The organism is Rhizobium sp. CB3171 (assembly GCF_029714265.1).
Lineage (GTDB): Bacteria > Pseudomonadota > Alphaproteobacteria > Rhizobiales > Rhizobiaceae > Rhizobium.
In genome coordinates, this window is sequence record NZ_CP121653.1 from 961312 (window position 1) to 984377 (window position 23066).

At 60.6% G+C, this 23066-nt stretch carries 22 protein-coding genes and 1 pseudogene; 16 read left to right on the forward strand and 7 right to left on the reverse strand.

The window, feature by feature from the left end; translation table 11 throughout:
- Positions 1-44: 44 nt before the first annotated feature.
- The 3 genes from QA648_RS23770 to QA648_RS23780 are packed head-to-tail and all read right to left on the reverse strand — an operon-like array spanning position 45 to position 2785.
- Positions 45-908, reverse strand: coding sequence for an ABC transporter permease (locus tag QA648_RS23770; protein WP_283053930.1), 864 nt, complete (start codon positions 906-908; stop codon positions 45-47).
- Between the two features lie 3 nt (positions 909-911).
- On the reverse strand, positions 912-1727 hold the full coding sequence (locus QA648_RS23775) for an ABC transporter ATP-binding protein (RefSeq protein WP_283053931.1): 816 nt from the start codon (positions 1725-1727) through the stop codon (positions 912-914).
- A 53-nt stretch (positions 1728-1780) separates the two neighbouring features.
- Positions 1781-2785, reverse strand: coding sequence for an ABC transporter substrate-binding protein (locus QA648_RS23780; RefSeq protein WP_104826834.1), 1005 nt, complete (start codon positions 2783-2785; stop codon positions 1781-1783).
- A 129-nt stretch (positions 2786-2914) separates the two neighbouring features.
- Here QA648_RS23780 and QA648_RS23785 point away from each other — a divergent pair, with 129 nt between their 5' ends.
- The gene (locus tag QA648_RS23785; protein ID WP_104826833.1) at positions 2915-3607 is read left to right on the forward strand and encodes a GntR family transcriptional regulator; all 693 of its coding nucleotides are present in this window, start codon (positions 2915-2917) and stop codon (positions 3605-3607) included.
- A gap of 18 nt (positions 3608-3625) precedes the next feature.
- On the opposite strand, the gene QA648_RS23790 is transcribed toward QA648_RS23785, so the two are convergent.
- The 3 genes and pseudogenes from QA648_RS23790 to QA648_RS23800 form a co-directional block, all read right to left on the reverse strand.
- Entirely contained in the window at positions 3626-4459 is an 834-nt protein-coding gene (locus QA648_RS23790) for an SMP-30/gluconolactonase/LRE family protein (protein WP_283053932.1), read from the reverse strand.
- Between the two features lie 12 nt (positions 4460-4471).
- Entirely contained in the window at positions 4472-5044 is a 573-nt protein-coding gene (locus QA648_RS23795) for an MFS transporter (protein WP_283053933.1), read from the reverse strand.
- A gap of 160 nt (positions 5045-5204) precedes the next feature.
- Positions 5205-5831 (reverse strand): annotated as a pseudogene (locus QA648_RS23800) (MFS transporter); the annotation flags it as partial.
- 231 nt (positions 5832-6062) lie between these two features.
- On the opposite strand from QA648_RS23800, the gene QA648_RS23805 reads away from it, so the two are divergent.
- From QA648_RS23805 to QA648_RS23840, 8 genes are all read left to right on the forward strand, one after another.
- Positions 6063-6965 (forward strand): hypothetical protein, encoded by a 903-nt coding sequence (locus QA648_RS23805; RefSeq protein WP_283053934.1) that lies wholly within the window; start codon positions 6063-6065, stop codon positions 6963-6965.
- A 71-nt stretch (positions 6966-7036) separates the two neighbouring features.
- Entirely contained in the window at positions 7037-8008 is a 972-nt protein-coding gene (gene nadA / locus QA648_RS23810) for a quinolinate synthase NadA (protein ID WP_283053935.1), read from the forward strand.
- On the forward strand, positions 8005-9549 hold the full coding sequence (locus QA648_RS23815; protein ID WP_260305154.1) for an L-aspartate oxidase: 1545 nt from the start codon (positions 8005-8007) through the stop codon (positions 9547-9549). Before nadA ends, QA648_RS23815 begins: the two co-directional genes overlap by 4 nt.
- A gap of 1 nt (position 9550) precedes the next feature.
- On the forward strand, positions 9551-10408 hold the full coding sequence (nadC, locus tag QA648_RS23820) for a carboxylating nicotinate-nucleotide diphosphorylase (RefSeq protein ID WP_283053936.1): 858 nt from the start codon (positions 9551-9553) through the stop codon (positions 10406-10408).
- A 167-nt stretch (positions 10409-10575) separates the two neighbouring features.
- Entirely contained in the window at positions 10576-11172 is a 597-nt protein-coding gene (locus QA648_RS23825; RefSeq protein ID WP_260305152.1) for a DsbA family protein, read from the forward strand.
- A 119-nt stretch (positions 11173-11291) separates the two neighbouring features.
- Positions 11292-12554 (forward strand): NAD(P)/FAD-dependent oxidoreductase, encoded by a 1263-nt coding sequence (locus QA648_RS23830; RefSeq protein ID WP_283053937.1) that lies wholly within the window; start codon positions 11292-11294, stop codon positions 12552-12554.
- 72 nt (positions 12555-12626) lie between these two features.
- Positions 12627-12911: a DUF1778 domain-containing protein gene (locus tag QA648_RS23835; protein ID WP_260305150.1), complete on the forward strand. Its 285-nt coding sequence runs from the start codon at positions 12627-12629 to the stop codon at positions 12909-12911.
- Between the two features lie 4 nt (positions 12912-12915).
- Positions 12916-13422, forward strand: coding sequence for a GNAT family N-acetyltransferase (locus tag QA648_RS23840; protein ID WP_283053938.1), 507 nt, complete (start codon positions 12916-12918; stop codon positions 13420-13422).
- 27 nt (positions 13423-13449) lie between these two features.
- Here QA648_RS23840 and QA648_RS23845 read toward each other — a convergent pair whose 3' ends face one another.
- A complete protein-coding gene (locus QA648_RS23845; protein ID WP_028750248.1) occupies positions 13450-14310 on the reverse strand; it encodes a MurR/RpiR family transcriptional regulator in 861 nt (286 codons plus the stop codon).
- A 238-nt stretch (positions 14311-14548) separates the two neighbouring features.
- Between QA648_RS23845 and murA the strand changes: the two genes are divergently transcribed.
- The 7 genes from murA (at position 14549) to QA648_RS23880 (ending at position 23062) form a co-directional block, all read left to right on the forward strand.
- The gene (gene murA, locus QA648_RS23850) at positions 14549-15805 is read left to right on the forward strand and encodes a UDP-N-acetylglucosamine 1-carboxyvinyltransferase (RefSeq protein ID WP_283053939.1); all 1257 of its coding nucleotides are present in this window, start codon (positions 14549-14551) and stop codon (positions 15803-15805) included.
- Positions 15802-16692, forward strand: coding sequence for an N-acetylglucosamine kinase (locus QA648_RS23855; protein ID WP_283053940.1), 891 nt, complete (start codon positions 15802-15804; stop codon positions 16690-16692). Before murA ends, QA648_RS23855 begins: the two co-directional genes overlap by 4 nt.
- A gap of 275 nt (positions 16693-16967) precedes the next feature.
- Positions 16968-17891 carry an N-acetylmuramic acid 6-phosphate etherase gene (murQ, locus tag QA648_RS23860; protein ID WP_283053941.1) on the forward strand — a complete coding sequence of 308 codons (924 nt, stop codon included), beginning with the start codon at positions 16968-16970 and terminating at the stop codon, positions 17889-17891.
- A gap of 82 nt (positions 17892-17973) precedes the next feature.
- Positions 17974-19494: an ABC transporter substrate-binding protein gene (locus QA648_RS23865; RefSeq protein ID WP_283053942.1), complete on the forward strand. Its 1521-nt coding sequence runs from the start codon at positions 17974-17976 to the stop codon at positions 19492-19494.
- A gap of 30 nt (positions 19495-19524) precedes the next feature.
- A complete protein-coding gene (locus tag QA648_RS23870; protein ID WP_283053943.1) occupies positions 19525-20484 on the forward strand; it encodes an ABC transporter permease in 960 nt (319 codons plus the stop codon).
- Positions 20484-21323, forward strand: a complete 840-nt coding sequence (locus tag QA648_RS23875) for an ABC transporter permease (RefSeq protein WP_260305143.1) — start codon at positions 20484-20486, stop codon at positions 21321-21323. Before QA648_RS23870 ends, QA648_RS23875 begins: the two co-directional genes overlap by 1 nt.
- Positions 21320-23062, forward strand: coding sequence for an ABC transporter ATP-binding protein (locus QA648_RS23880; protein ID WP_283053944.1), 1743 nt, complete (start codon positions 21320-21322; stop codon positions 23060-23062). Before QA648_RS23875 ends, QA648_RS23880 begins: the two co-directional genes overlap by 4 nt.
- Positions 23063-23066: the final 4 nt, after the last annotated feature.

The window sequence follows — 23066 nt, forward strand, 5'->3', positions numbered from 1 at the left end:
CCTTATATTCAACTATTGGCCGAGGACTCGAATTTGCGCGGGCGTCATTCCTTCATGCCCCATTTCTGTAAGGTTCGGCGCTCGATCGTTTGGAAAACCAGGTTCTCGACGATGAGGCCGATGACGATGACCGTCAGCAGGCCGGCGAAGACCGAGGGTATGTCGAGGAGGTTGCGGTTTTCGAAAATGAACCATCCAAGCCCGCCTTGACCAGAGGAAACGCCGAAGACGAGTTCGGCGGCGATCAAGGTGCGCCAGGAGAAGGCCCAGCCGATCTTCAATCCGGTCAGGATCGACGGGAAGGCGGCGGGAATGAGGATGCGAAACACATAGGAAAGTCCGGTCAGCCCATAGTTGGCCCCCACCATGCGCAGCGTGCGCGAAACGCCGAGAAAGCCGGCATGGGTGTTGAGGGCAACCGCCCAGAGCACGGAATGCACGAGCACGAAGACCAGGCTCGCGGGGCCTAGACCGAACCAGATGAGGGCGAGCGGCAGCAGCGAGATCGCCGGCAGCGGGTTGAACATCGCCGTCATTGTTTCGAGAAAATCGGTGCCGATACGAGTGTTGATTGCGACAACGGTCAAAATAGCGGCGAGGACCGTCCCCGTCACGTAGCCCGTCACCAATACCTTCAGCGTCGTCCAGATGCGCTCGGGCAGAACGCCGTCTGCAAAACGATCGTAGAGCGCCGTCAGCGTGTCGCTGAGTGTCGGGAAAAGCAGCGGATTGTCGAGATGCCGCGCATAGCTCTCCCAGATGATGGCCAGGACGACTATCAGCAACGATTTGCGGAAGAGGCTCGACTGCCAAAGAAGTTCGGCGGCGCCGAGTCTCTGCTCGACAGAGGCGATGTGGCCTGCGGGTTCGGTCCTCTCAGGCGCGAGGATGATCTGCGGTGCGTTCATGGCCTATTCCCTATGTCCGGCTTCGGCAAACAGCATGTGATGGATTTCGTGTTCCAGTTCCGCGGCTGCGGCGGTGTCGTGACGGACGGATTCGACATTGCGAACCTCGGCCTTGACGCGGCCGGGATGCGGGGAAAGCAGCAGGATGCGGTTCGAGATCTTGATTGCCTCGGCGATCGAATGTGTGACGAAGATGACGGTGAAACGCGTATCCTCCCAAAGCTGCAGAAGCTCGTCCTGCATCTGCCTGCGGGTCAGAGCGTCGAGTGCGGCAAAGGGTTCGTCCATCAGCAGGATGTCGGGTTGCATAGCCATGCCGCGAGCGATCGCCACACGCTGCTTCATGCCGCCAGAAAGCATGTGCGGATAGGTATCCACAGCGCGAGTGAGCTTGACCTTGTCGATATAGTCGCGGGCGATGGCTTCGGCTTGCGCACGAGGCAGGCGCCGGGCGGTCGTCAGCGGAAACATGACGTTTTCCAGGACAGTCTTCCAGGGCAGGAGCTGGTCGAACTCCTGAAAGACCATCATCCGGTCCGCGCCGGGCTTCTTCACGGGTTGCCCCTTGATCTCGATGCGGCCCGCCGCCAGCGTCAGATAGCCGCCGATGGCCTTTAGCAATGTCGATTTTCCGCAACCGGATGGTCCGAGGAGCACGAAGCGATCCGATTGCGCTACCGAAAAGCTGACCTCTTCGGTGGCGGTGATCAAAAGGTTCGGCGTCTTGTAGCGAAGCGTCACCTTGTCGACGTTCAAGAGTGGTTTGGCCTTGGCCATTTCAGCCGGCACGGCATCGGCTGCAATTTTTGCCTGAAGCATAAGGCTCCTCCATGAGAGATAGCTGAGGGCGGCATTGGCGCCGCCATCAGGCTTCAATTGCCATTCAGATCCGCCGCTTCCGGCAGATAGTAGTCGGTCCAGGCCTTGGGCATCGCCTTCAAGGTCCCGATCTTGTGGAGATGCGCCGCAAATTTCATGGTTCCCTGCGGATCCATGCGGAATTCCATCATGTGCGGCTGGTTCAGGATCGTCAGGAGGTCGTCGACACTGGTCTTGTCACCGCTCACCGTCTTGTAGGCCTCGACTGCTGTCTTCGGGTCCTTTTTGATTACACCGATGGCATCGGCCGTCGCTTCGCGTATGGCCTTGATGATCGTGGGGTTGGCATCAGCGAATTGCGTCGTCGTGAAGAAGGTGCCTTGCGTCAGCTCGCCACCGATGATGTCGCGGGAATCGACGACTTGATGAACGCCCGGCTGCTTCAGTTCTAGATATTGGAAGGGTGGGGCCGAGAAATGGCTTTTCACTTCATGGTTCTGGTTTGCAAGCGCCGCCATGGCGTCGGGATGGCCAAGCTGCACCGTATTGGCGTCGAACTTGTGTACTTGATCGTCACCATACATCTGAGCGGCGGCCATCTGCAGCAGGATCGCCTGCGTCGAGACGCCGACCGTCGGCACGGCGATCTTATCGCCCGGCTGGATGTCCTTCAGCGATTTGATGCGCGGATCGCGCGAGACCATGATGACCGGCTGCGCGGAGTTGGTGACGATGCCCTTGACCTTGCCTCTCGTGCGATCCCAGAGCAGCAGCAGATTGCCGGTGCCGGTATTGACGATGTCGACGCTGCCGGCAAGAAGCGCGTCCGTTTGCGCGCCGCCGCCGCTAAAGGTACGCCATTCGACCTTGACGCCCGGTAGGCCGTCAGCTTCGGCGCGTTTCTCGATCAACTTCTGCGTCTCCATGACGTGGCTGACGAGATAAAGAATGCCTGGCTGGCGTGTGATCGAAATATCGGTCTTTTCGGCAGCGCTAGCGGAAAACGTGCCGGCCAGCATTACGGCAACCGCGGTCATGCCGCGAAGAAATCCTCTCATTATGTCCTCCCAAATGACGCAAACCCGTGAAATCGCGTTTACATAAATTGACTAAAGCACTAATGTATCAGTGCATCAAGCCCTAAATTGTGCTTTATGAACTTACGTTCTCGATCAGGAAGGTAGCCAGTGAAAGTAAACCCGAAAGAATTCGCCTTGGATCGCTCCCGCCAAGTGGCGCCGCAGATCCTGGAAATCCTGCGATCGCGTATTCTTTCAATGAGTTTGCCGCCGACCACCGTCCTGTCGCGCATCTCGCTTCAGAGCGAGTTCAATGTCAGCCAGACGCCGGTTCGCGATGCTTTGATCAGGCTGGAGGAGGAGGGGCTGGTCGAGGTTTACCCGCAATACGCCACCGTCGTCGCGAGGATCGATATCGGTAACGCCGTCGAAGCGCACTTCCTGAGATTGTCGATCGAGCTGGAAGCCGTCCGGCGGTTGACGGCCGAATCGCCGGAGGAAACGGCGGCGGCTTTGCGGCATGTTCTGGTGCGGCAAGAGCATGTGGCGTCACCCGAGACCTACGATCTCTTCGATGCCCTCGACAAGGATTTCCACCGTGTCCTCTTCGAAAGGGTCGACATCCTGGGACTGTGGGCAACCGTCCGGCGCCAGAGCGTTCATCTCGACCGGCTTCGCATGCTGAACCTGCCGATGCCGGGCAAGCAGCAGCAGGTCATCGCCGATCACCATGCCATTGTCGATGCCATCCAGTCGGGGGATGTGGAACAGGCAGTGGCAGCGCTTCGGAAGCATCTTTCCGGCACGCTGTCGATCATCGATCTCATTTGCGAGAAATATCCGGATTACGTCAGCCGATAAGCGCTTGTCCTAGAACGATCATCGAAAAGTTGCGCGCAGCACATGCCCCGAGGCGTGCGTATCCTCCTCGGGAACGGTTCGTCTGGTCGTGACAAAAACGGAGCGCGGATTGGCTCTGTCCATGACGATCTTGGTTGGATGCGTCACGGGAAAGGCGATCGGTTCCAGCGCTTCGCCTGATGGTGCGAAGCGGAGAAGCTGCGATCCCTCGACGCCGGCAATCCAATAGATGCCGTCCTCATCGATAAACGCCCCGTCGGGCCGACCGGCGAAATCATGCGTCGTCGCAAAGACGCGGCGATTGCTCGGCGTTCCCGTGGCGACATCATAATCGCAGACCCAGATCGTTTGCACGGTCGGATGAGAATCCGAGAAATACATGCGGCTACGGACCGGATCGAAGGCAAGCCCATTGGGCGTCCATATGCCATCGAAGACGCGGCGATGACTAAGATCGGCTTCGACGCAGAAAATGGCGCCCGCAGGTTCGGTCAGGGTGAATTGCATGGTGCCCGCCCAGAAGCGGCCCGCCGGATCGAGGGCGCCATCGTTGAAGCGAACATCCCTACGGCTTTCCGGCGAGCAGGCGAGGTCGAAACCGCCCTTTGCCGGATCGAAGAGAAAAATGCCGCTGGCGAGGCCTGCCAGCAGCGTTCCATCCGGCCGCAGGGCGATGCAGCCTACAGCCTCCGGCGCATCCCAGACCTCGGTTCTGCCGGACGCTACGTCGGTCCGCAGCAGCCGGCAGCCCTCGGTATCGACCCACCAGAGACAGTTGCCGTCATCCGACAGGACCGGGCTTTCGCCGAGAAAACTCCAGCGGTCGGAGAATACTTCGAAGGCTGATATCATTTTGTCTCTTGCTTATGCGCGCTGTCGGCGGGCTTCCATATTATCGCCAGACGTCAAGCTGTCGACCAGATCCTTCCATCGCCCGAGGCGCGGCGCCGTTTCCGGCAGCGCCGCCGTGCAGGCGATGGTGATCGCACAGCCGAGAGCGACGAAGCCAGCAAGCGCCCAGGGCGCACCATTCAAAAGCGCCAGAAGCCAGCCGGCAGCAAGTGTTCCGACGGAGCCGATCAGCGCGCCGATCTGCTGGATGAAGGAGACGCCGCTGGCGCGGACCCGGGTCGGAAAGAATTCGGCAAAATAGGCGGCCTGCGGCCCGTACATGGCGCTATGGCCGATGGCCAGCGCCGCCGTCAAGCCGACCCAGATGTAGCTGTCGACGCGATAATAGACCAGCGCGAAGGTCGGAAAGCTCGCCAGCAGCACGGTCGACGCGCCAAGGATATAGACCGGCTTGCGGCCGATGCGATCGGAAAGCGCGCCCCAAAAGGGCATGCAGACCAACTCCAGCACGATGGCGATAAGCGATGCCGTCGTCATTACCGGCCGCGACACGCCGCGGCTCGTCGCATAGGCGGTGATCAGCACCGCAAAGCTGGTGAAGGCAACGCTTTCGGCAAACTTGGTGCCGCAGCCAAGCGCCAGATAGCGCGGATATTTTCTGACGATCGACAAGTGGATGCGGGTCCTCGGCGCGGCGCCTGCGCATTTCCAGGAACAGCGGCGATTCCGTCAATTGCAAGCGGATATACATGCCGACAGCCACCAGCACGAGGCTGAGCAGAAAGGGAATACGCCAGCCCCAGCTCATGAAAGCCTCTTCCGACAGCGTGGCCGTTAACGCTGCGAAGATGCCGAGCGGCAGGATGAAGCCGGCGGGCGCACCCGTCTGTACCCATGAGCCGAAATAGCCGCGCCTTTTGGCGGGCGCATGCTCGCACATGATGAGGATCGCATTACCCTGTTCGCCGCCGATGCCGAAACCGTGCAGCATGCGGATGAACAGCAGGATCAGCGGAGCGGCAATGCCGATGCTTTCATAAGTCGGCATGAGGCCGATGACGAAGGTGGCGATGCCGACGATCAAAAGCGTGGTGACTAGCGCGCTCTTGCGGCCGTATCGGTCGCCGAGATAGCCGAACAGTAACCCGCCGATCGGCCGCACGAAGAATCCGGCGGCATAGGTACCGAGCGCAACCAGCGAGCCGACGAGCGGATCGAAACTCGGAAAAAACAGCTTATTGAAAACCAGCGCCGAAGCGGTGGCATAAATGAAAAAATCATACCACTCGACGGTGGTGCCGATGCAGGAAGCAATCGCCACCCTTCGCATCATGGCGGAGTTTGCCTGCTCCTCCAGTCCGATATTGCTCATAATATCCTCCCAAATCCGGCAGGGCCGGCCTCACACGTGCAAGACTAAAGCACTAATGTATCAATATATCAATAGGACGCTTACAATATGTTTGGCTGGCTGCAAGTGCTCGCGTGTAGGAGTTTGCACGCGTTTATATTGTCGGGAATTGTTGAGTGGCCGAACGGCTGCATTGGCTTCGGTAACGCTTCGTGCGAGAAAAGCAGAGCTCGAACAAGATAGGGAATCTCCTTGACCATCGGACTTGCTCACGCCGAATTGATCGCGGTTCTGACGGCCGTCACCGGCAACGATCCCCGGGTCATGACGGTGCGCTCCGGCGATGCTTTGCCGTCGGGACCGTTCGAGCTTGGGCACCGGACGTTGCAGAGCGGTCTTCGCGAATGGGTGCGCGAGCAGACGGCGCATCCGGTCGGCTATCTCGAGCAGCTTTACACATTTGCCGACCGAGACAGGAACAACGAGATCCTGGGCGGCCGGACGATTTCGATCAGCTATCTCGGCCTCGTGCGGGAGCAGGCGGCGCCTGGCGGTGGCCGGCCGGGATGGCATGGTTGGTACGAATATTTTCCTTGGGAAGACCACCGCAACGGCCGGCCGGCCGTCATGGATGATATCGTCGAGCGGCTGAATAGCTGGATCACCGACGATTCGGCGAAGCGCGATCAACGCCGGCGCCGCGCCGATTTCGCTTTTGGTTTGAACGATGCCACCTGGAATGAAGACCTTGTTCTGCAACGCTATGAGCTTCTTTATGAGGCTCGGCTTGTCTTGGAGGCGGGCTGCGCTCAGCAGGGCAATTCCGGTCGGCCGATGTTTGCCGATCACCGGCGGATTCTCGCGACCGGCATGGCGCGGCTGCGCGCGAAGATCAAATATCGCCCCGTCGTTTTCGAACTGATGCCGGAGAGTTTTACGCTCCTTCAACTGCAGCGTACCGTTGAGGCCCTGGCGGGCCTGACGCTGCACAAGCAAAACTTCCGCCGGCTGATCGAGCAGCAGGAGCTGGTGGAGGAAACAGGCGCGACCGAAAGCGAGACAGGAGGGCGGCCGGCAAAGCTCTTCCGTTTCCGCCGCGCCATTCTCGAAGAACGCGAACTTGCCGGAACGAAATTACCGCTCTCCCGCAATTGACATATGCTCACAACGAGAATATCTATTTGCGCATAATATACTCAATCTGAGTATAATTAGGAAAGCCGGTCATGAACCAACCCGTATCCGCATCCTCCCTCTACGATCGCGTCAGCCGCGTCATTCCCAAAGCCGAATGGATGATGTTTCAGGATGATGTCGAGGCGATCCTCGAGTTGAAGCGTCGCCGCAACGCCGTCATCCTCGCGCATAATTACCAGACGCCGGAAATCTTTCACGGTGTCGCTGATATAGTCGGCGACAGCTTGGCGCTCGCTCGCAAGGCGATCGACGTAGATGCCGACATCATCGTGCTCGCCGGTGTGCATTTCATGGCCGAGACCGCCAAACTGCTCAATCCGGAAAAGACCGTGCTGATCCCCGATATGGCGGCCGGTTGCTCGCTGGCGGAATCGATCACGCCGGATGACATCGCACTTTTGCGCCAAGCCCATCCTGGGGTTCCCATCGTCACCTATGTCAACACGTCCGCTGCAGTGAAGGCGGCATCCGATATCTGCTGCACGTCGGGCAATGCCAAACAGGTGGTGGAATCGCTCGGCGTTCCCAAGGTGCTGATGATCCCCGACGAATATCTGGCGCAGAACGTCGCCCGAGAGACCAATGTCGAGATCATCGCCTGGCATGGGCATTGCGAAGTGCATGAACTTTTCACCGCCGACGATGTGCGCCAGCTACGCGAAAATTATCCCGGCGTTACGGTGCTCGCCCATCCGGAATGTCCGCCTGACGTTGTCAGGGAAGCGGATTTCGCCGGCTCTACCGCCGTCATGTCCGATTACGTCGGCAAGAAGCGCCCGGCGCGCGTCGTGCTGCTGACCGAATGCTCGATGAGCGACAATGTTGCCATCCATCATCCGGATGTCGAGTTTGTCCGGCCCTGCAATCTCTGCCCGCACATGAAGCGCATCACACTCGGCAATATCCGCAGGGCACTCGAGGAAAACCAGCATGAAGTGACTGTCGACCCCGCAATTGCGGTCGCAGCACGCCGCGCGGTGGAAAGGATGCTGGCGATATGACCGAGGTTCTTCACGAGCTTGCAGACCGCGTCGTCATCGTCGGCAGCGGTCTCGCCGGCCTGATGGCGGCATTGACGCTGGCGCCGCAGCCGACCGTCATCATCACACGCGCAGCACTCGGCGCCGAGACGTCGAGCGCCTGGGCGCAGGGTGGTATTGCCGCGAGCATGGGAGCGGATGACAGCGCAGAGTTGCATGTCGCCGATACGCTTGCCGCTGGCGATGGGCTCTGCGATCCCGTAGTGGCCGCAAGCATCATTGCCGAAGCGCCCGCGGCAATCGCCGCTCTGGAGCGGGCAGGCGTCCGCTTTGACCGAAATGGTGCGGGAGCCTTGTCGCTCGGCCTCGAAGCCGCCCATTCGCGTCGCCGCATTGTTCACGCCGAAGGTGATGGCTCCGGCGCGGCGATTGTTCGGGCGCTGGTGCATGCCGTCGCCAACACGCCGTCCATTACGGTGCTTGAGGGATATGAGGCGCGGCGGCTGCTCCTCCTGGATGGCGAGCGGATCAGCGGCCTCCTATGCGCGACACCAAAGGGAATGGCCGCTCTGCCGACGTCCCGTATTCTCCTCGCGACCGGTGGCATTGGCGGTCTCTTCGATGCGACGACCAATCCCGTCGGCAATTTCGGCCAGGGAATCGCACTGGCCGCGAGAGCGGGAGCATTTCTTGCGGATATGGAGTTCGTGCAATTCCACCCAACAGCCCTCAATTCGCGTCGGCGGCCGTTGGCACTGGTCAGCGAAGCCGTGCGCGGCGAAGGCGCCTTGCTCGTCAATGAGAGAGGCGAGCGTTTCATGGCGGAGGTTCCCGGCGCGGAACTGGCCTCACGCGATATCGTCGCGCGGGCGATCAGCGCGGAAATCGCCCGCGGCGGCCGCGTCTTTCTCGATGCGCGTGAAGCGCTCGGCAATCGCTTTACCGCTCGCTTCCCCGTGATCGATGCGCTCTGCCGGGAGGCAGGCATTGATCCGGCGAGCCAGCTCATCCCGGTCCGTCCCGCCGTCCATTATCACATGGGCGGGGTCGCCACGGATGTAAACGGCCGCAGTTCCGTCTCCGGCCTCTGGGTGGCAGGGGAGGCGGCGTCAACCGGCCTTCACGGAGCCAACCGGCTCGCTAGCAACTCGTTGCTGGAGGCCGCCGTCATGGGCATGCGTGCCGCACGGGACATGGGAAGCACTGCTGCGACCTCTGCGAATATGCCGTCGGTCCACGCACGTCCGATAGTTCCGGATCCTTCGCTTGTCCGGCCGATCGCCTCGCGTCATCTCGGCGTGCTTCGCAACGCCGGCGCCATTCACGGAGCGATCGCTGCGCTGTTGCCGCTGGCCGAAAGCGAAGGTGCGGCCGCCGATCCTGCCGTGGTGGCGCTGCTGATCGCCGTCTTTGCAAGTCTCAGAACGGAATCGCGCGGCGCCCATGCCCGCACGGATTTTCCGTTGAAACTGAAGCATACTCAGCGGCGGACAATGCGACTGCCGGATGCATTGGATATCGCCCGTTCCGTCATTCCCTATACTTTCGCCAGGAGCGCCTGACATGACTCTCGTTCCCCTGCCGCGCCTCATCATCGAGCCGCTGGTGCGCAATGCTCTGCTGGAAGATCTCGGCCTTGCCGGCGATATCACGTCTGCCGCCGTCATCCCGGAGGATCACCGTTCCACCGTTGCCATGGTGGCGCGCCAGCCGGGCGTGGTCGCCGGGCTGGATGCCTCGGAACTCGCCTTCCAGCTCGTTGATCCGCGGATCGTCATGACCCGTCATCTGCACGACGGCGCAAAGGTGGCTGCCGGCGATATGATCGCAACGATCGAAGGCCCGTCTCGCGGCCTGCTGACGGCGGAGCGGACCGCACTGAATTTCCTCGGCCATCTCTCGGGTATCGCGACCGTAACAGCCGGTATCGTCGAGGCGATCAGCGGCACGAAGGCCTCGATCGTCTGTACCCGCAAGACGACGCCGGGACTGCGGGCGCTGGAAAAATATGCGGTCCGGGCCGGCGGCGGTATGAACCATCGTTTTGCGCTCCATGATGCCGTGCTGATCAAGGACAATCATGTCGCGGTCGCCGGCGGCGTCACAGAGGCTATCCGCCGGGCGAAAGCCGGGGTCGGCCACATGGTCAAGATCGAGGTTGAAGTGGACACGCTCGACCAGCTTCGTGAAGCCATGGCAGAAGGCGTCGACGCCGTGCTGCTCGACAATATGACGCCCGATCAATTGCGCGAAGCGGTGGGCATCGTTGCCGGGGGCGCAATCACCGAGGCCTCGGGCCGTGTCACGCCCTCAACTGCCGCGACAATTGCTGCCTCGGGCGTCGATCTGATCTCGGTGGGCTGGGTGACGCATAGCGCGCCGACACTCGATATTGGGCTCGATTGGAAAGCGGTTGCATAACGCTGAGCTCGATATTGGCATAGCAAGCAGCGACGGAATCGGCGGTAGTCAGGTAACGATATCGTTATGGAAATTCCCCCGTGGCATTCGCTTGGCGCTTGCACACCCGCCGCCTTGCTGATCAAACTCCGCGAGTTTTCATCATCATGCATGGGATGCGGCAAACAGTGACCAAGATCATAGATTACGTTTTTTCCATCGGCTCGCCCTGGTCCTATATCGGCCTGGAGCCGTTTCTCGATCTCGCCGAAAAGACGGGCGCGGAAATCCGGCCTTATCTCACCATCGTCCTCGAGGAGAACGGCGGCATTTTCTCGCGCAATCGGCCGGAGCCTCGCCGGCAATATTGGCAGCGGGATCTCAAGCGTTGGGCCGGCCTTCGCGGCAAGAAACTGCTTCTGGAAAATCGCCCGCCGCTCGCTGACCCGGCGCCTGCCGCCTTCATGGTCATCGCCGCCTATCTCGACGGCAAGCCCTGGCTCGAACTGACGAAAGCCCTACAGGAAGCCTTCTGGGGTCGCGGCGAAGATATCGGTAATCCCGCGGTACGCAAGGCGATCGCCACCGCCGCAGGTTTCGACGGCGATGCGCTCGCAAAGCGGGAACAGGATGCGGACGTACAGGGCAAGTGGACGGCGGACCGTGAGTTTGCGATCAAGAATGGCGTCTTCGGCTTTCCATCATTCCTCTATGACGGCGAGCTTTACTGGGGCCAGGACAATCTGCACTTCCTCGAGAGCCATCTCAACGGCATCAAGCCGTAAGTAAATCGGCTTTGGTATAGCCCTGAAGATAGAAATCGACTGGGGGTTAGACGCTGTTTGGAAGTACCATGGACTGCATTGGTGCAATGCAGTCCGGCATAGCGGAAGGGTAAAGGCATTTGCGCAATCCTTGGTCCGGGGGCCAAACAATCGATGTCGCCATTATTGGCGGCGGTGCGGCCGGCGTCGCAGCGGCGCGGCGGCTGCAATCCCTCCGCCCCGACGTTTCGGTGTTGATTCTCGAGGCGAAGGACCGGGTCGGAGGTCGCGCCTGGACCTTTCGATTGTCATCGCTCGGGGATGAGCCCGTCGATCTCGGCTGCGGATGGCTCCACGGCGCGAGGACGAATGGATGGACCGAGATTGCCCGCCAGCTCGGGCTGACGGTGGAAACGACGCCCGCCCCCTGGAGCGAAGGCGGGCGGACGATCGGAGGGGCGGAAGCGAGATCCGCCATCGGCGCCTTTTTCGCGCGCGCGGAACAACGGGGGGATTCCGGCGAAGACGGATCGCTCGACGAACTGCTGGAACCCGGAAATCGCTGGAATGGCTGTGTTGAAGCAATCGGCACGTTTCTAAATGGCGTCGAGCTCGCGGCGGCCTCCATTCACGATTATGTCCATTATGATCCGGGGCCTGGCCCGGACTGGCGCGTACGTGAGGGGTATGGGACGCTGATTTCGGCCTACGCGCAGCCGGTACCCACGATGCTGTCGACTGTGGTCCAAACCATCGATCATCGCGGCGCCGAATACATCCTTTTGCAGACGGATCGCGGCACGCTGCGTGCACGCATGGTCTTGGTCACGGTCGCGACAAATGTGATTGCCAAGGATCAGATCAAATTCGATCCGCCACTGCCGAGAAAGCGGGAAGCGGCCAGTCGATTGCCGCTGGGGCTTGCCAACAAGCTGTTCCTGAGCGTGCTCTCACCAGACGATCTGCCGATCGATACCAGACTGACGGGTTCCCTGGATCAGGTCCGAACGGGTTCCTACCAGATACGCCCCTTCGGCACCGCCTTGATCGAGGCCTATTATGGCGGTTCACTGGCGCGGGATCTGGAAGCCTCTGGGGAGCAGGCGGCGCTCGCATTCGCCGGAGAAGAGCTGACGAAGCATTTCGGAAGCGCCTTCGGCCGTCGGATTGATGCTGTGGCAATGTCGGCCTGGCGTGGCGAGCCACATATTGGCGGATCCTATTCCTATGCCGAACCGGGTGCTTCCGGCGAACGTATCGTGCTCGGCGAGACCGTTGACGACAGGCTCTTCTTTGCCGGCGAAGCCTGCTCGCCGACACGCTTTTCAACGGCACACGGCGCCCTCGAAACCGGATTTGGTGCAGCCGAAGCGATCGCTGTGGTTTTAAAGCGAACCGCTTGATGCGATCACCTCTCTTGTATTGCACTTTGCATTACATTGGCCTATTTTTCTTCTGAAACTGAGGATCATGTGATGGCAACGCCTGCGCAGAAAAAAGAGACACCCGTATCGATGCGGTTGCGCAATGACGATCTGGCCATCATTGACCGCGGCGCGGAACTGCTCGGTCTGTCACGTACGGAGTTCATGCGCCGCGCCGCAGTTCATGAGGCGCAAACCGCGATCTTGAACGAGACGGTCATTCGTCTTTCGCCAGGAGCTTTCGATGATTTCCTGCAGGTCATCGGCGCAACACCGGCAGTTCCGCCGGCAAAGGTGAGGGAGCGGTTGCAGCGCAAGGCGCCGTGGGAACAATAGGACCATGGCGCTTTCCGGCATCGCCCTTTTATCCGATCATCACCGGTTGGATGGTTTTACCTGCGGGAAACCTGCGCTGGATGATTGGTTGGCAAATTTTGCGCGATCCAATCAGACACGCGGATTCACCCGAGTCCTCGTCGTGGCTGATGACGATGTCGTCGTTGGTTATTACGGCCTTGCTCCCTCCGTCATTGAGCCCAATGCCACCCCACACAAGATTCGCACGGGCCGTCCGCCTGATCCCATCCCCTGCTTATTGATCGGTCAGCTCGCCGTTGACCGCCGCTACGCCGGACGTGGCATCGGCTCGGCTCTGGTGAAGGACGCGCTGGCGCGCTGCGTCGCCGGCGCGGATATCGTTGCAGGGCGGGCTGTGGTGGTTCGTGCTATAGACACGGAGGCGGAGACATTCTGGCAGAGCTGGGGTTTTATTCCGGCCCGTGATAATCCCTCGATCCTGATGCGTTCAATAGACGATATCAGACACTGGCTTGCCGAATGTGTTTGATAGGCGTCCGACGGGTGAGCGCCCCTGCTAGGAGAGTTGCTTCGCCTTCAGCACCGAGACGGCCGCTTCGCTGTTGTGAACGTAATCGTTCGCGTCTGGCTGCCTCTGCACGAGCAGGATGAACAGCAGGTCGGTGAGCATCAGTTGCGCGTCGCGCGCCGTAATCGCCGAGGAGCGGACGCGGTCTTCGTCGCCGACGGTATAGAGGCGGATATCGGCGACGTGGGCCAGTGGATTGTCCTGAAGGCCGGTCACGGCGATGACGACCGCATTTCGCTGGCTGGCGAGTTCGGCGATCCTGAGAGTCTCGATGCTGGTGCCTGAATAGGAGAGGGCGAATAGCAGGTCGTCGGGGCCGAGTGTGGAAGCATTGGCCATCTGTACATGGCTGTCGCTGTCGTGCAGGACATTTCGGCCGAGTTTCATAAGCTTATAGGAAAAGTCTCGAGCGACCAGCGAAGACGCGCCGACACCGGCGAGATGAATGCGGCGGGCTTCGTAGAGCGCTTTCAGCGCCTTGCCGATATCGAGTTCATTGTTGACGGCGATCGTCTGCTGCATGGCCTGCAGCTTGCTGCCGAGCAATTTTTGCAGGATCGTCAGATAACCATCATCGACTTCGATGGTCCCGTGGATCATGCCCGCCGGGGCCTGCCATTCCTGCGCCTTGGCCTCGCTGACGGCGAGTTTCAGTTCCTGATAACCGGCATAGCCGAGTTTCTGGCTGAACTTGACGACGCTCGACTGGCTGCGGCCGGTCTCGGCGGCAAGGGCGGCGGAGGAGAGCCGCAGCATCTGATCGGGATTTTCGACGATGAATTGCCCGATCTGGCGATCGGCCGGCGCCATGCCTTCGAGCTTCGCGCTGATTTTCTTTAAGATAGACATCCGCCCCTTCAGGCCCTGGAGGCCAGTTCACACGCCGACATAGTCGCGCAACAAGATATCATCTGACCGAGGGTGGGCAACCATGCTTTCACTCCGTCGGCCGCTGACGTTAGCACAAATGCGAGGAATAAAAAATTCCACTCCGCATTGACATGGCGGAATGAACGAATAGTCTTGAACCGGAAGCAGACGAGATGGCGCATGCTCCTTCGCCCCTCTCTTCGACGGGTTTCAAATCATGGACAGATTGCGGATATCAGGCGGAAACAGGTTGCTGGGCGCTGTGACGATTTCCGGCGCCAAGAACGCCGCCTTGCCGCAGATCGCGGCGGCGCTACTCAGTCCGCATCCGCTGGAACTGACGAACCTACCCGCCGTGACCGATGTCGAGAACATGCTCGGCGTCGTTGCCCTCCATGGAGCGGTTGTGACCCGTACGGCACACGGAACCACCATCGATCCCAGCGCTATCGTCTCCAAGGAGACCTCCTACGACACGGTGAGGCGCATGCGGGCGACGGTGTTGGTGCTTGCGCCGCTGCTGGCTCGCTTCGGACACGCCCGCGTCTCCCTGCCTGGTGGCTGCGCCATCGGTGCACGGCCGGTCGACATGCATATCAAGGCCCTGGCAACGCTTGGCGCTGATATCGCGATCGAGAACGGTCTGATCGTCGCATCGGCCCCTGGCGGGTTGAAGGGCGCGCGTATCGTTTTGAGTTCCCCATCCGTCGGCGCGACCGAGACGGCGATGATGGCGGCATGTGCTGCCAAGGGCGAGACGGAAATCTTGAACGCAGCGCGCGAGCCGGAGGTGGCCGATCTCGCCGCCTGCCTTACAGCCATGGGCGCTCGGATCGAGGGCGCAGGTACGCATCGCATCCTGATAGAGGGCAGCACGAATTGGCAGCCTGCCCGGCATCATGGCATATCCGACCGGATCGAGGCCGGCACCTATGCCGTCGCGGCTGCTATCACCGGCGGCCAGCTTGAACTGATCCACGCTCGGCTAGAGAATCTCGCTTCCGTCGTGCAGGTGCTGGAAGCCATGGGCGTCAGCGTCTGGCCAAGCGATCGCGGCCTGGTGGTTTCGAGGGATGGCCCACTCAAGGGCGCAGATATCACTACGGAACCCTATCCTGGCTTTCCGACAGACCTGCAGGCGCAGTTCATGGCGCTCGCCTGCTGCGCCGACGGCGCCTCGCTGATCCGCGAAACGGTATTCGAAAACCGCTTCATGCATGTGCCGGAATTGATGCGTCTCGGCGCCAACATCACGCTGCAGGGCACCACGGCGCTGGTCCGCGGCGGCGCACCTCTTCGAGGGGCGCAGGTCATGGCGACCGATCTGCGCGCATCCGTTTCTCTGGTGTTGGCGGCGCTGGTGTCGAAGGGTGAAACCATCGTCAACCGCGTCTATCATCTCGATCGCGGTTACGAGCAGTTGGATCGCAAACTCCGCCTTTGCGGCGCTGATATCGAACGATTGACGTCATGAGCGGCGAAACAGACGATGCGCGCTACTTTCTCGGCATCGACGGCGGGGGCACCGGCTGTCGCGCAAGGATCGAGGATGCGGCCGGGGCCGTATTGGGCCAGGGACTATCCGGCCCCGCGACCACGCGGCTCGGCATAGCCGAAGCATGGGCTTCCATTACGAGGGCTTTCGAAGCCGCGATCGAAGAGGCGGGCCTCAGCCCATCTGACATCGTGCGTGTTCACGCGGGCGTCGGCCTAGCCGGGATCGGGCGCAAGGGTGCGCTAGAGGCGCTGCGAGCCATAAAGCATCCCTTTGCCAGCATCGATTTCGTCAGCGACGGCGAGGGCGCCTGCCTCGGTGCCCATTCGGGCCGCGACGGTGCGATCGTCATTGCCGGGACGGGATCGATCGGTCTGGGTTTTGTCGAGCGCCGCCACTTGCGGGTCGGAGGATACGGCTTTCCGATCTCAGACGAAGGCAGCGGCGCGGATCTCGGGTTAAAAGCTGTGCAGCTTGCGCTACGCGCCAATGATGGCCGCCACGAGAAGACGGCACTGTTGGCCGAGATCATGCAGCGATTTCAGAATGATCCCATGGAAGCGGTCGCCTGGATGGACCGCGCCTCCGCCACGGACTACGCCGCTCTGGCGCCGATGGTCATGCGCCATGCGGATCAGGGCGATGCCGCCGGGCGGCGTATCGTCCAAAATGCGGCCGAGCATATCGACACGCTGATTCGCACCCTCTTCGACAAGGGTGCTCCGCGCGTCTCCTTGCTCGGCGGCCTTTCCAGCCCGCTTGAGCCGTGGCTGGCGCCGGATGTCCGCCGCCGCCTCAAACCCATCGACGGCGATGCCGTTTCGGGCGCCATCATTCTTGCCAGAAAGTCGGTCTGCGGCCGCTGAAATGACGGCTCCGCGCGTCGTCGGTTTTACGCATTAAATATGGAATATTTTATTCCTATCATGATTGACTGGCGGAATAAATGGACATAATGTTAACGAAGGTAAACAGGGAGGCCAGCAGCGAACGAAGCCATAAAGGCCGGCTGCTTGTGCTGATGACCAGCTTTCTGTTGTGTTGAAAATCCAAGGCTGCTGCGGCTAGCCCGATCCTTGTCGATCGAGCTCGCCATCCCTGATCTATTGATATCGAAGAGCATTCTTCCGAGAGCAGGCACATGACAGAGCAAAGATTGATATCCGAACTGGAGCAGTTGGTTTCCGAGGGTCGCAATCCGAACACGATGCATATCGATCTACTGTCGACCTTCGATATCCTGCGTGAAATCAATTATGAGGATCAAACAGTCCCCGCTGCAGTCGAGAAGGTGATTCCCGCGATTGCTGCTACGGTGAACCAAATCGTCGCGGCCTTTCAGAAAGGCGGCCGACTAATTTACATGGGCGCGGGCACCAGCGGCCGCCTGGGTGTTCTCGACGCATCCGAATGCCCGCCGACGTTCAGCGTGCCGCCGAGCATGGTGATCGGCCTGATCGCTGGTGGCCCCGACGCGCTGCAACGCTCGATCGAAGGCGCGGAGGACGATCCGGAAGAGGGTCGCCAAGCTTTGCAGGATATCAACGTGACGGCCGCGGATGTTGTCGTCGGCATCGCCGTCAGCGGCCGTACGCCCTACGTCATCGGCGGGCTGAACTATGCAAAGAGCGTCGGCGCGGCCACCATTGCCCTGTCCTGCAACCCCAATTCCGTCATCGCCGGCATTGCCGATCTTGCGATTTCTCCCGTCGTCGGTCCGGAAATCCTGACGGGATCGACCCGGCTGAAGTCGGGAACGGCACAGAAACTCATTCTCAACATGCTGACGACGGCGAGCATGATCCGGATCGGCAAGAGCTATCAGAACCTCATGGTCGACGTGAATGCGAGCAACAAGAAACTGGTCGCCCGCGCCTCCAGGATCGTCATGCAGGCGACCGGCTGCACGCAGGAAGAAGCACGCCGCGTGCTCGACCAAACCGGCAATGATGTCAAACTCGCCATACTCATGGAAATTACCGGAATGGGCATTGAAGAAGCTCGCGTGGCATTGCAAAACGCTGGTGGATTTCTGCGAAGAGCGATCAATGCGAAGACCGCGTGAACTGAAGTTGCAATGGCAATAGCTTTTACGAAGTAGCCAAAATCGGCTGGGGAAGCGTTAAGACGCTCGGAGGGAGAAAAGAATGAAAAGGCATTTTGCGAGGAAGCTGATTTCGTGCGTCGCAGTGGCGGCAGCTCTCGGCGTGGCGGCGGTTTCGACCGAAGCGCAGGCGGCAACGCTGCGGATGGCATGGGCGCAGGATGCGACCGGCCTCGACCCGCACAAGCAGACCGCTTTTTCCTCGATCCGCCTGCTGGAGCTGATCTATGAGCCGCTCGTCCGGCTCGACAGCAATCTTCAGATCGTTCCTGCCATTGCCGAGAGCTGGCAGTTTTCTTCCGATGGCAAGGAGCTGACCTTCAAGCTCAATCCGAATGCGAAGTTCCAGAATGGCGCCGCGGTCACGTCGGCTGACGTGAAAGCGTCGTTCCAGCGCATTCTCGACCAGGCGACGGGTGCCGCCGCACGCGCCAATTTCCTGTCGATTGCCAGCATCGACACGCCGGATGCGACGACCGTCATCTTCCACCTGTCGCAGCCCGATGTTCCTATCCTGACGTCGATGACCAGCCTCAACGCGTCCGTCGTTCCGGCAAGCGAAATCACCGCCGGCTCCATCGGCACGAAGGCGATCGGTTCCGGTCCCTTCAAGCTCGACAATTGGGTTCCGAATTCCAAGGAGGTCCTGAGCGCCAACAAGGCCTGGGCCGGCGGCACAGTCGGTGTCGATGGCATCGACATCAGCGTCCTTCCGGATGAAACGGCGATCCTGGCATCGCTTCGCACCGGTCAGATCGATTTCGCGCTTCTGAACGATCCGCTGGTAGCGACGCTGGTTCCGAAGGAGCCGAAGCTGCAACTGACCCGCACGCCTGTGCTTTCTTACAACGTCCTGCAGCTCAATCCCTCGCACAAGCCGATGGATCAGTTGGGCGTGCGCCAGGCAATCTCCTGCGCGATCGACCGGCAGGATGTGCTGGATACGGCAGCGCTCGGCGAAGGCAAGGTGACGGGCCCGTTGACCATGCCACTTTATGCGACCGATCCGGGCCAGCTCTTCTGCTACAAGCGCGATGTCGAAAAGGCGAAGAAGCTGATGGCCGACGCCGGCTTTGCCAACGGCTTCTCCGCAACCGTGATCGCCGCCACCGGTGAGCCGCCGACCGCCACCGCCGAAGCCCAGGTCATCCAGTCGCAGCTCGCCGAAATCGGCATCAAGCTCGATATCAAGGTCATGGAACTCAACGTCTATGTCGATGCCTGGCTGAAGGGCAATTTCGATATGGCTGTTGCGCTGAATGGCGGCAGCGCCGATCCCTATTCGATGTACAACCGTTACTGGACGAAGACCGGCAACCTGCAGAAGGTCGCGAACTATATCGACGATACCTTGGACAGCCTGATGCAGAAAGGTCGTGTCGAAACCGATCCCACCAAGCGAAAGGTCATTTTCGGCGACTTCGAAAAGCACATTGCCGAAGTCTCGCCGTGGATCTGGCTCTACACCGCCTATGGCTACACGGCCGAGCAGAAGAACGTTCAGGGCTTCGTGCCGACACCGACGGGCTCTCTCTTCGGCCTCAGCAAGGTATCCATCCAGTAAGGATAGGTATCTGGTTCTAGAGGAAGTCCCATGGGTTACCTGACGCGCCGGCTGATGACATTCCCGCTGATCATGTTGGGAGTGTCCGTCCTCGTGTTCGTCGCCATCCGGCTGGTGCCGGGCGATGCGATCACGGCTATGCTCGGAACCAATGCCGGCCTGCTGACACCCGAACAGAGGCAGGCGCTGGCGGCCTATTTCGGCATCGACCAATCATGGTTCGTGCAGTACTGGCATTGGCTGTTCGGTGTGCTGCAGGGCAATCTCGGCATTTCCGTCACCTACGGCAAACCGGTGCTCGACATCATCCTCGAGCGGTTTCCGCTGACACTTGAGCTTGCGCTGCTCTCCATGGTGATCGCGCTGCTGATTGGCCTGCCGGCAGGCGTCTTCGCCGCGACAAGAAATGAAAGACTGTCCGATCTCGCGGTACGCGTCGTTGCCATGGTCGGGCAGTCCACCCCGAATTTCGTTCTCGGACTTCTCATTATCTATGCCCTTTCGGCAGGCTTCGGTGTCCTGCCGGCTATGGGCGCGTTCACGCCGTTCTTGCAGGATCCGCTTGGCAATCTCGGCCAGATGATCCTGCCGGCATTGACACTCGGTTTTGCCTTCGCCGCTTCGGTCACGCGTGTCGTGCGCTCGGCCATGCTCGATGTGCTGAGTGACGACTATGTCCGCACTGCGCGCAGCCGCGGCGTGCCAGCCCGGGGCGTCATCTGGCGTCATGCGCTGCCCAACGCACTCATTCCGGTGGTGACGCTGAGCGGCGTGGAATTTGGCTATCTCCTTGGCGGCGCCGTGCTGGTCGAGCAGATCTACGCGCTGCCCGGTCTCGGGCGGCTGGTGCTCGATGCGATCCAGCAACGCGATTACGCACTCGTTCAAGGCTGTGTCCTGTTCATTGCCTTCAACTTCATGATCGTCAACCTGCTTGTCGACCTCGCCTATGTCGCACTCGATCCGCGCGTTCGCTTGGGAGAAGGCTGATGCGCACCGTCAAAGCCATTTTCGGGCACACGAGCGGCTGCATTGGCGGCGCCATTGTCGTCGTTTATCTCATCCTTGCCACTCTCGGCATGCTGGGACTGACCCCCTATGATCCCGTGACGCGGAGCCCGCTCAACCGATTGCACGCTCCAAGTGGCGCCTTTTGGATGGGGACGGACTTGCTAGGGCGCGATGTTGCTAGTCGGCTAATGAACGGCATCGGCGAGTCCTTCATCGTCGCCTTTCTCTCCGTTGCGCTTGCAAGTCTGATCGGCACCGTGCTCGGCCTGACCGCCGCCTGGTTCGGCAAGCGCTGGGACGGGGTGATCATGCGCACGATGGATGTATTGCTGGCATTCCCCGCCATCCTTCTCGCGCTATTGATCATCGCCATAGTCGGCCCCGGCACCTGGACCAGCGTCGCGGCGATCGCCATCGTCTATACGCCGATCTTTACCCGCGTCGTGCGCGGGCCGGCCCTCTCGCTGAAATCGCGCGATTTCGTCGATGCCGCCCGCACCTTTGGCAGCAGCAAGCCCTATATCCTGACACGGCATCTGCTCCTGAACCTCGTCGCACCATTGACGGTCCAGATCACCCTGGCGCTGGCATGGTCCCTCTTGACTGAAGCCGGCTTAAGTTTCCTCGGCCTCGGCACTCAGCCGCCGGCCTCTTCGCTCGGCTTGATGCTCAGCGACAGCCGCAACTTGATGGAAACCGCACCCTGGCTGCTGATCTTCCCCGGCCTCACCATCATGATCAGCATCCTCGGCTTCAATCTGCTCGGCGATGCATTGCGTGATGTTCTCGATCCGAAAATGCGGAGGTCCAGCCTGTGAGCCCTCTGCTTTCTGTGTCAAACCTGCAAGTAGGCTTCGGCCGCAATCCGGAGGCCAACAAGATCGTCCGTGGCATCCGCTTCGATCTCGAAGCCGGTGAGACGCTGGCGATCGTCGGAGAGAGTGGCTCGGGCAAATCGGTGACCGCACTCTCGATCAATCGCCTCGTCGATTTTGGCGGCGGTCGCATCATCGGCGGCTCGATCAAGCTGAGGCGCGCCGACAACAGCGTTCTCGATCTGACGATGGCGACGGAAGCGGAACTCACCAAAATCCGCGGCGCCGAGATCGGCATGATCTTCCAGGAGCCGATGACCTCGCTCAATCCGGTGCTGACCATCGGCACGCAGATCGAAGAGTCTTTCCGCCTGCATCGCGGGCTGACCGGTCGTCAGGCAACCGCTGCAGCAAAGGATGCGCTGGATCGCGTCCGCATCCCCGATGCTGCGCGGCGGCTGAAATATTGCCCGAACCAGCTCTCCGGCGGCATGCTGCAACGTGTGATGATCGCGACCGCGCTTGCCTGCAATCCGCGCCTGCTGATCGCCGATGAGCCGACAACGGCACTCGACGTGACAGTGCAGGCGCAGATCATGGCGCTTCTGGCCGAGCTGAAGCGCGAGACCGGCATGTCGATGATCTTCATCACCCATGATATCGGTCTCGTTGCTGGTATCGCCGACAAGGTCATGGTGATGCAGGCTGGCGAGGCGGTCGAGCAGGGCGAGCTGAATCAGATCCTCGATAAACCCAGCCATCCCTACACCCAGCATCTCCTTCATTCCGTGCCGCATTTTTCGGCCGGCCGCGCGACCCGTTCGGATTTTAGCCGCGATGAGACCGCAGAGGCTGCGCCGGCGCTCAAGGTTGATGGGCTGACAGTTCGCTTCCCGGTATCGGGCGGCTTCTTTTACCGTCCGACTGGCGCGGTGCATGCGGTCGAAGGCGTCGGTTTCGATCTTCTGCCCGGCGAAACGCTGGCGATCGTCGGCGAAAGCGGCTCGGGTAAATCCACTACGGCGCGGGCAATTCTCGGATTGGTGAAGTCGACGCGGGGCACATTTACCGCAAATGCCGGAAAGACGGCGGACCGGACGAGCGCCGTGCAGATGGTGTTCCAAAACCCCTATGCCTCGCTCAACCCGCGACTTCGCGTCGATAGCATCCTGGCGGAACCCGTCATTGCCGCCGGCGGACGGGCGTCGGGGGAAACACGCAACAGGATGGCCATGTTGCTGAAGCGCGTCGGCCTCCCCGAAAACAGTCTCGAACGCTATCCGCATGAATTTTCAGGCGGGCAGCGCCAGAGACTGTGCATTGCACGCGCGCTAATGCTGAACCCTTCGGTTCTGGTGCTGGACGAAGCCGTCTCGGCGTTGGATGTTTCCGTTCAGGCTCAAGTCTTGGATCTTCTGATCGAATTGCAGCGGGAGTACCGGCTTGCCTATCTTTTCATCTCGCATGACATGGCGGTGGTCGAGCGGATTGCGCACCGGATCGCGGTGATCTATGCCGGCCAGATCGTCGAGATCGGCGATGCCGTGTCGGTGCTGTCGCAGCCGAAGCATTCCTATACCAAGCGGTTGATCTCGGCCGTTCCGGCGGTTGATCGCCGGCGGGAGAATTTTGCGCTGGATACGCGTCAGGTCCCCTCTCTGGTGCGCCCGCTCGGGTTCGAGCCGGCGGCAACCGAATGGCGACAATTCGCTCCGGATCATATAGCCCAGGCGGAAGCCTGAAAGA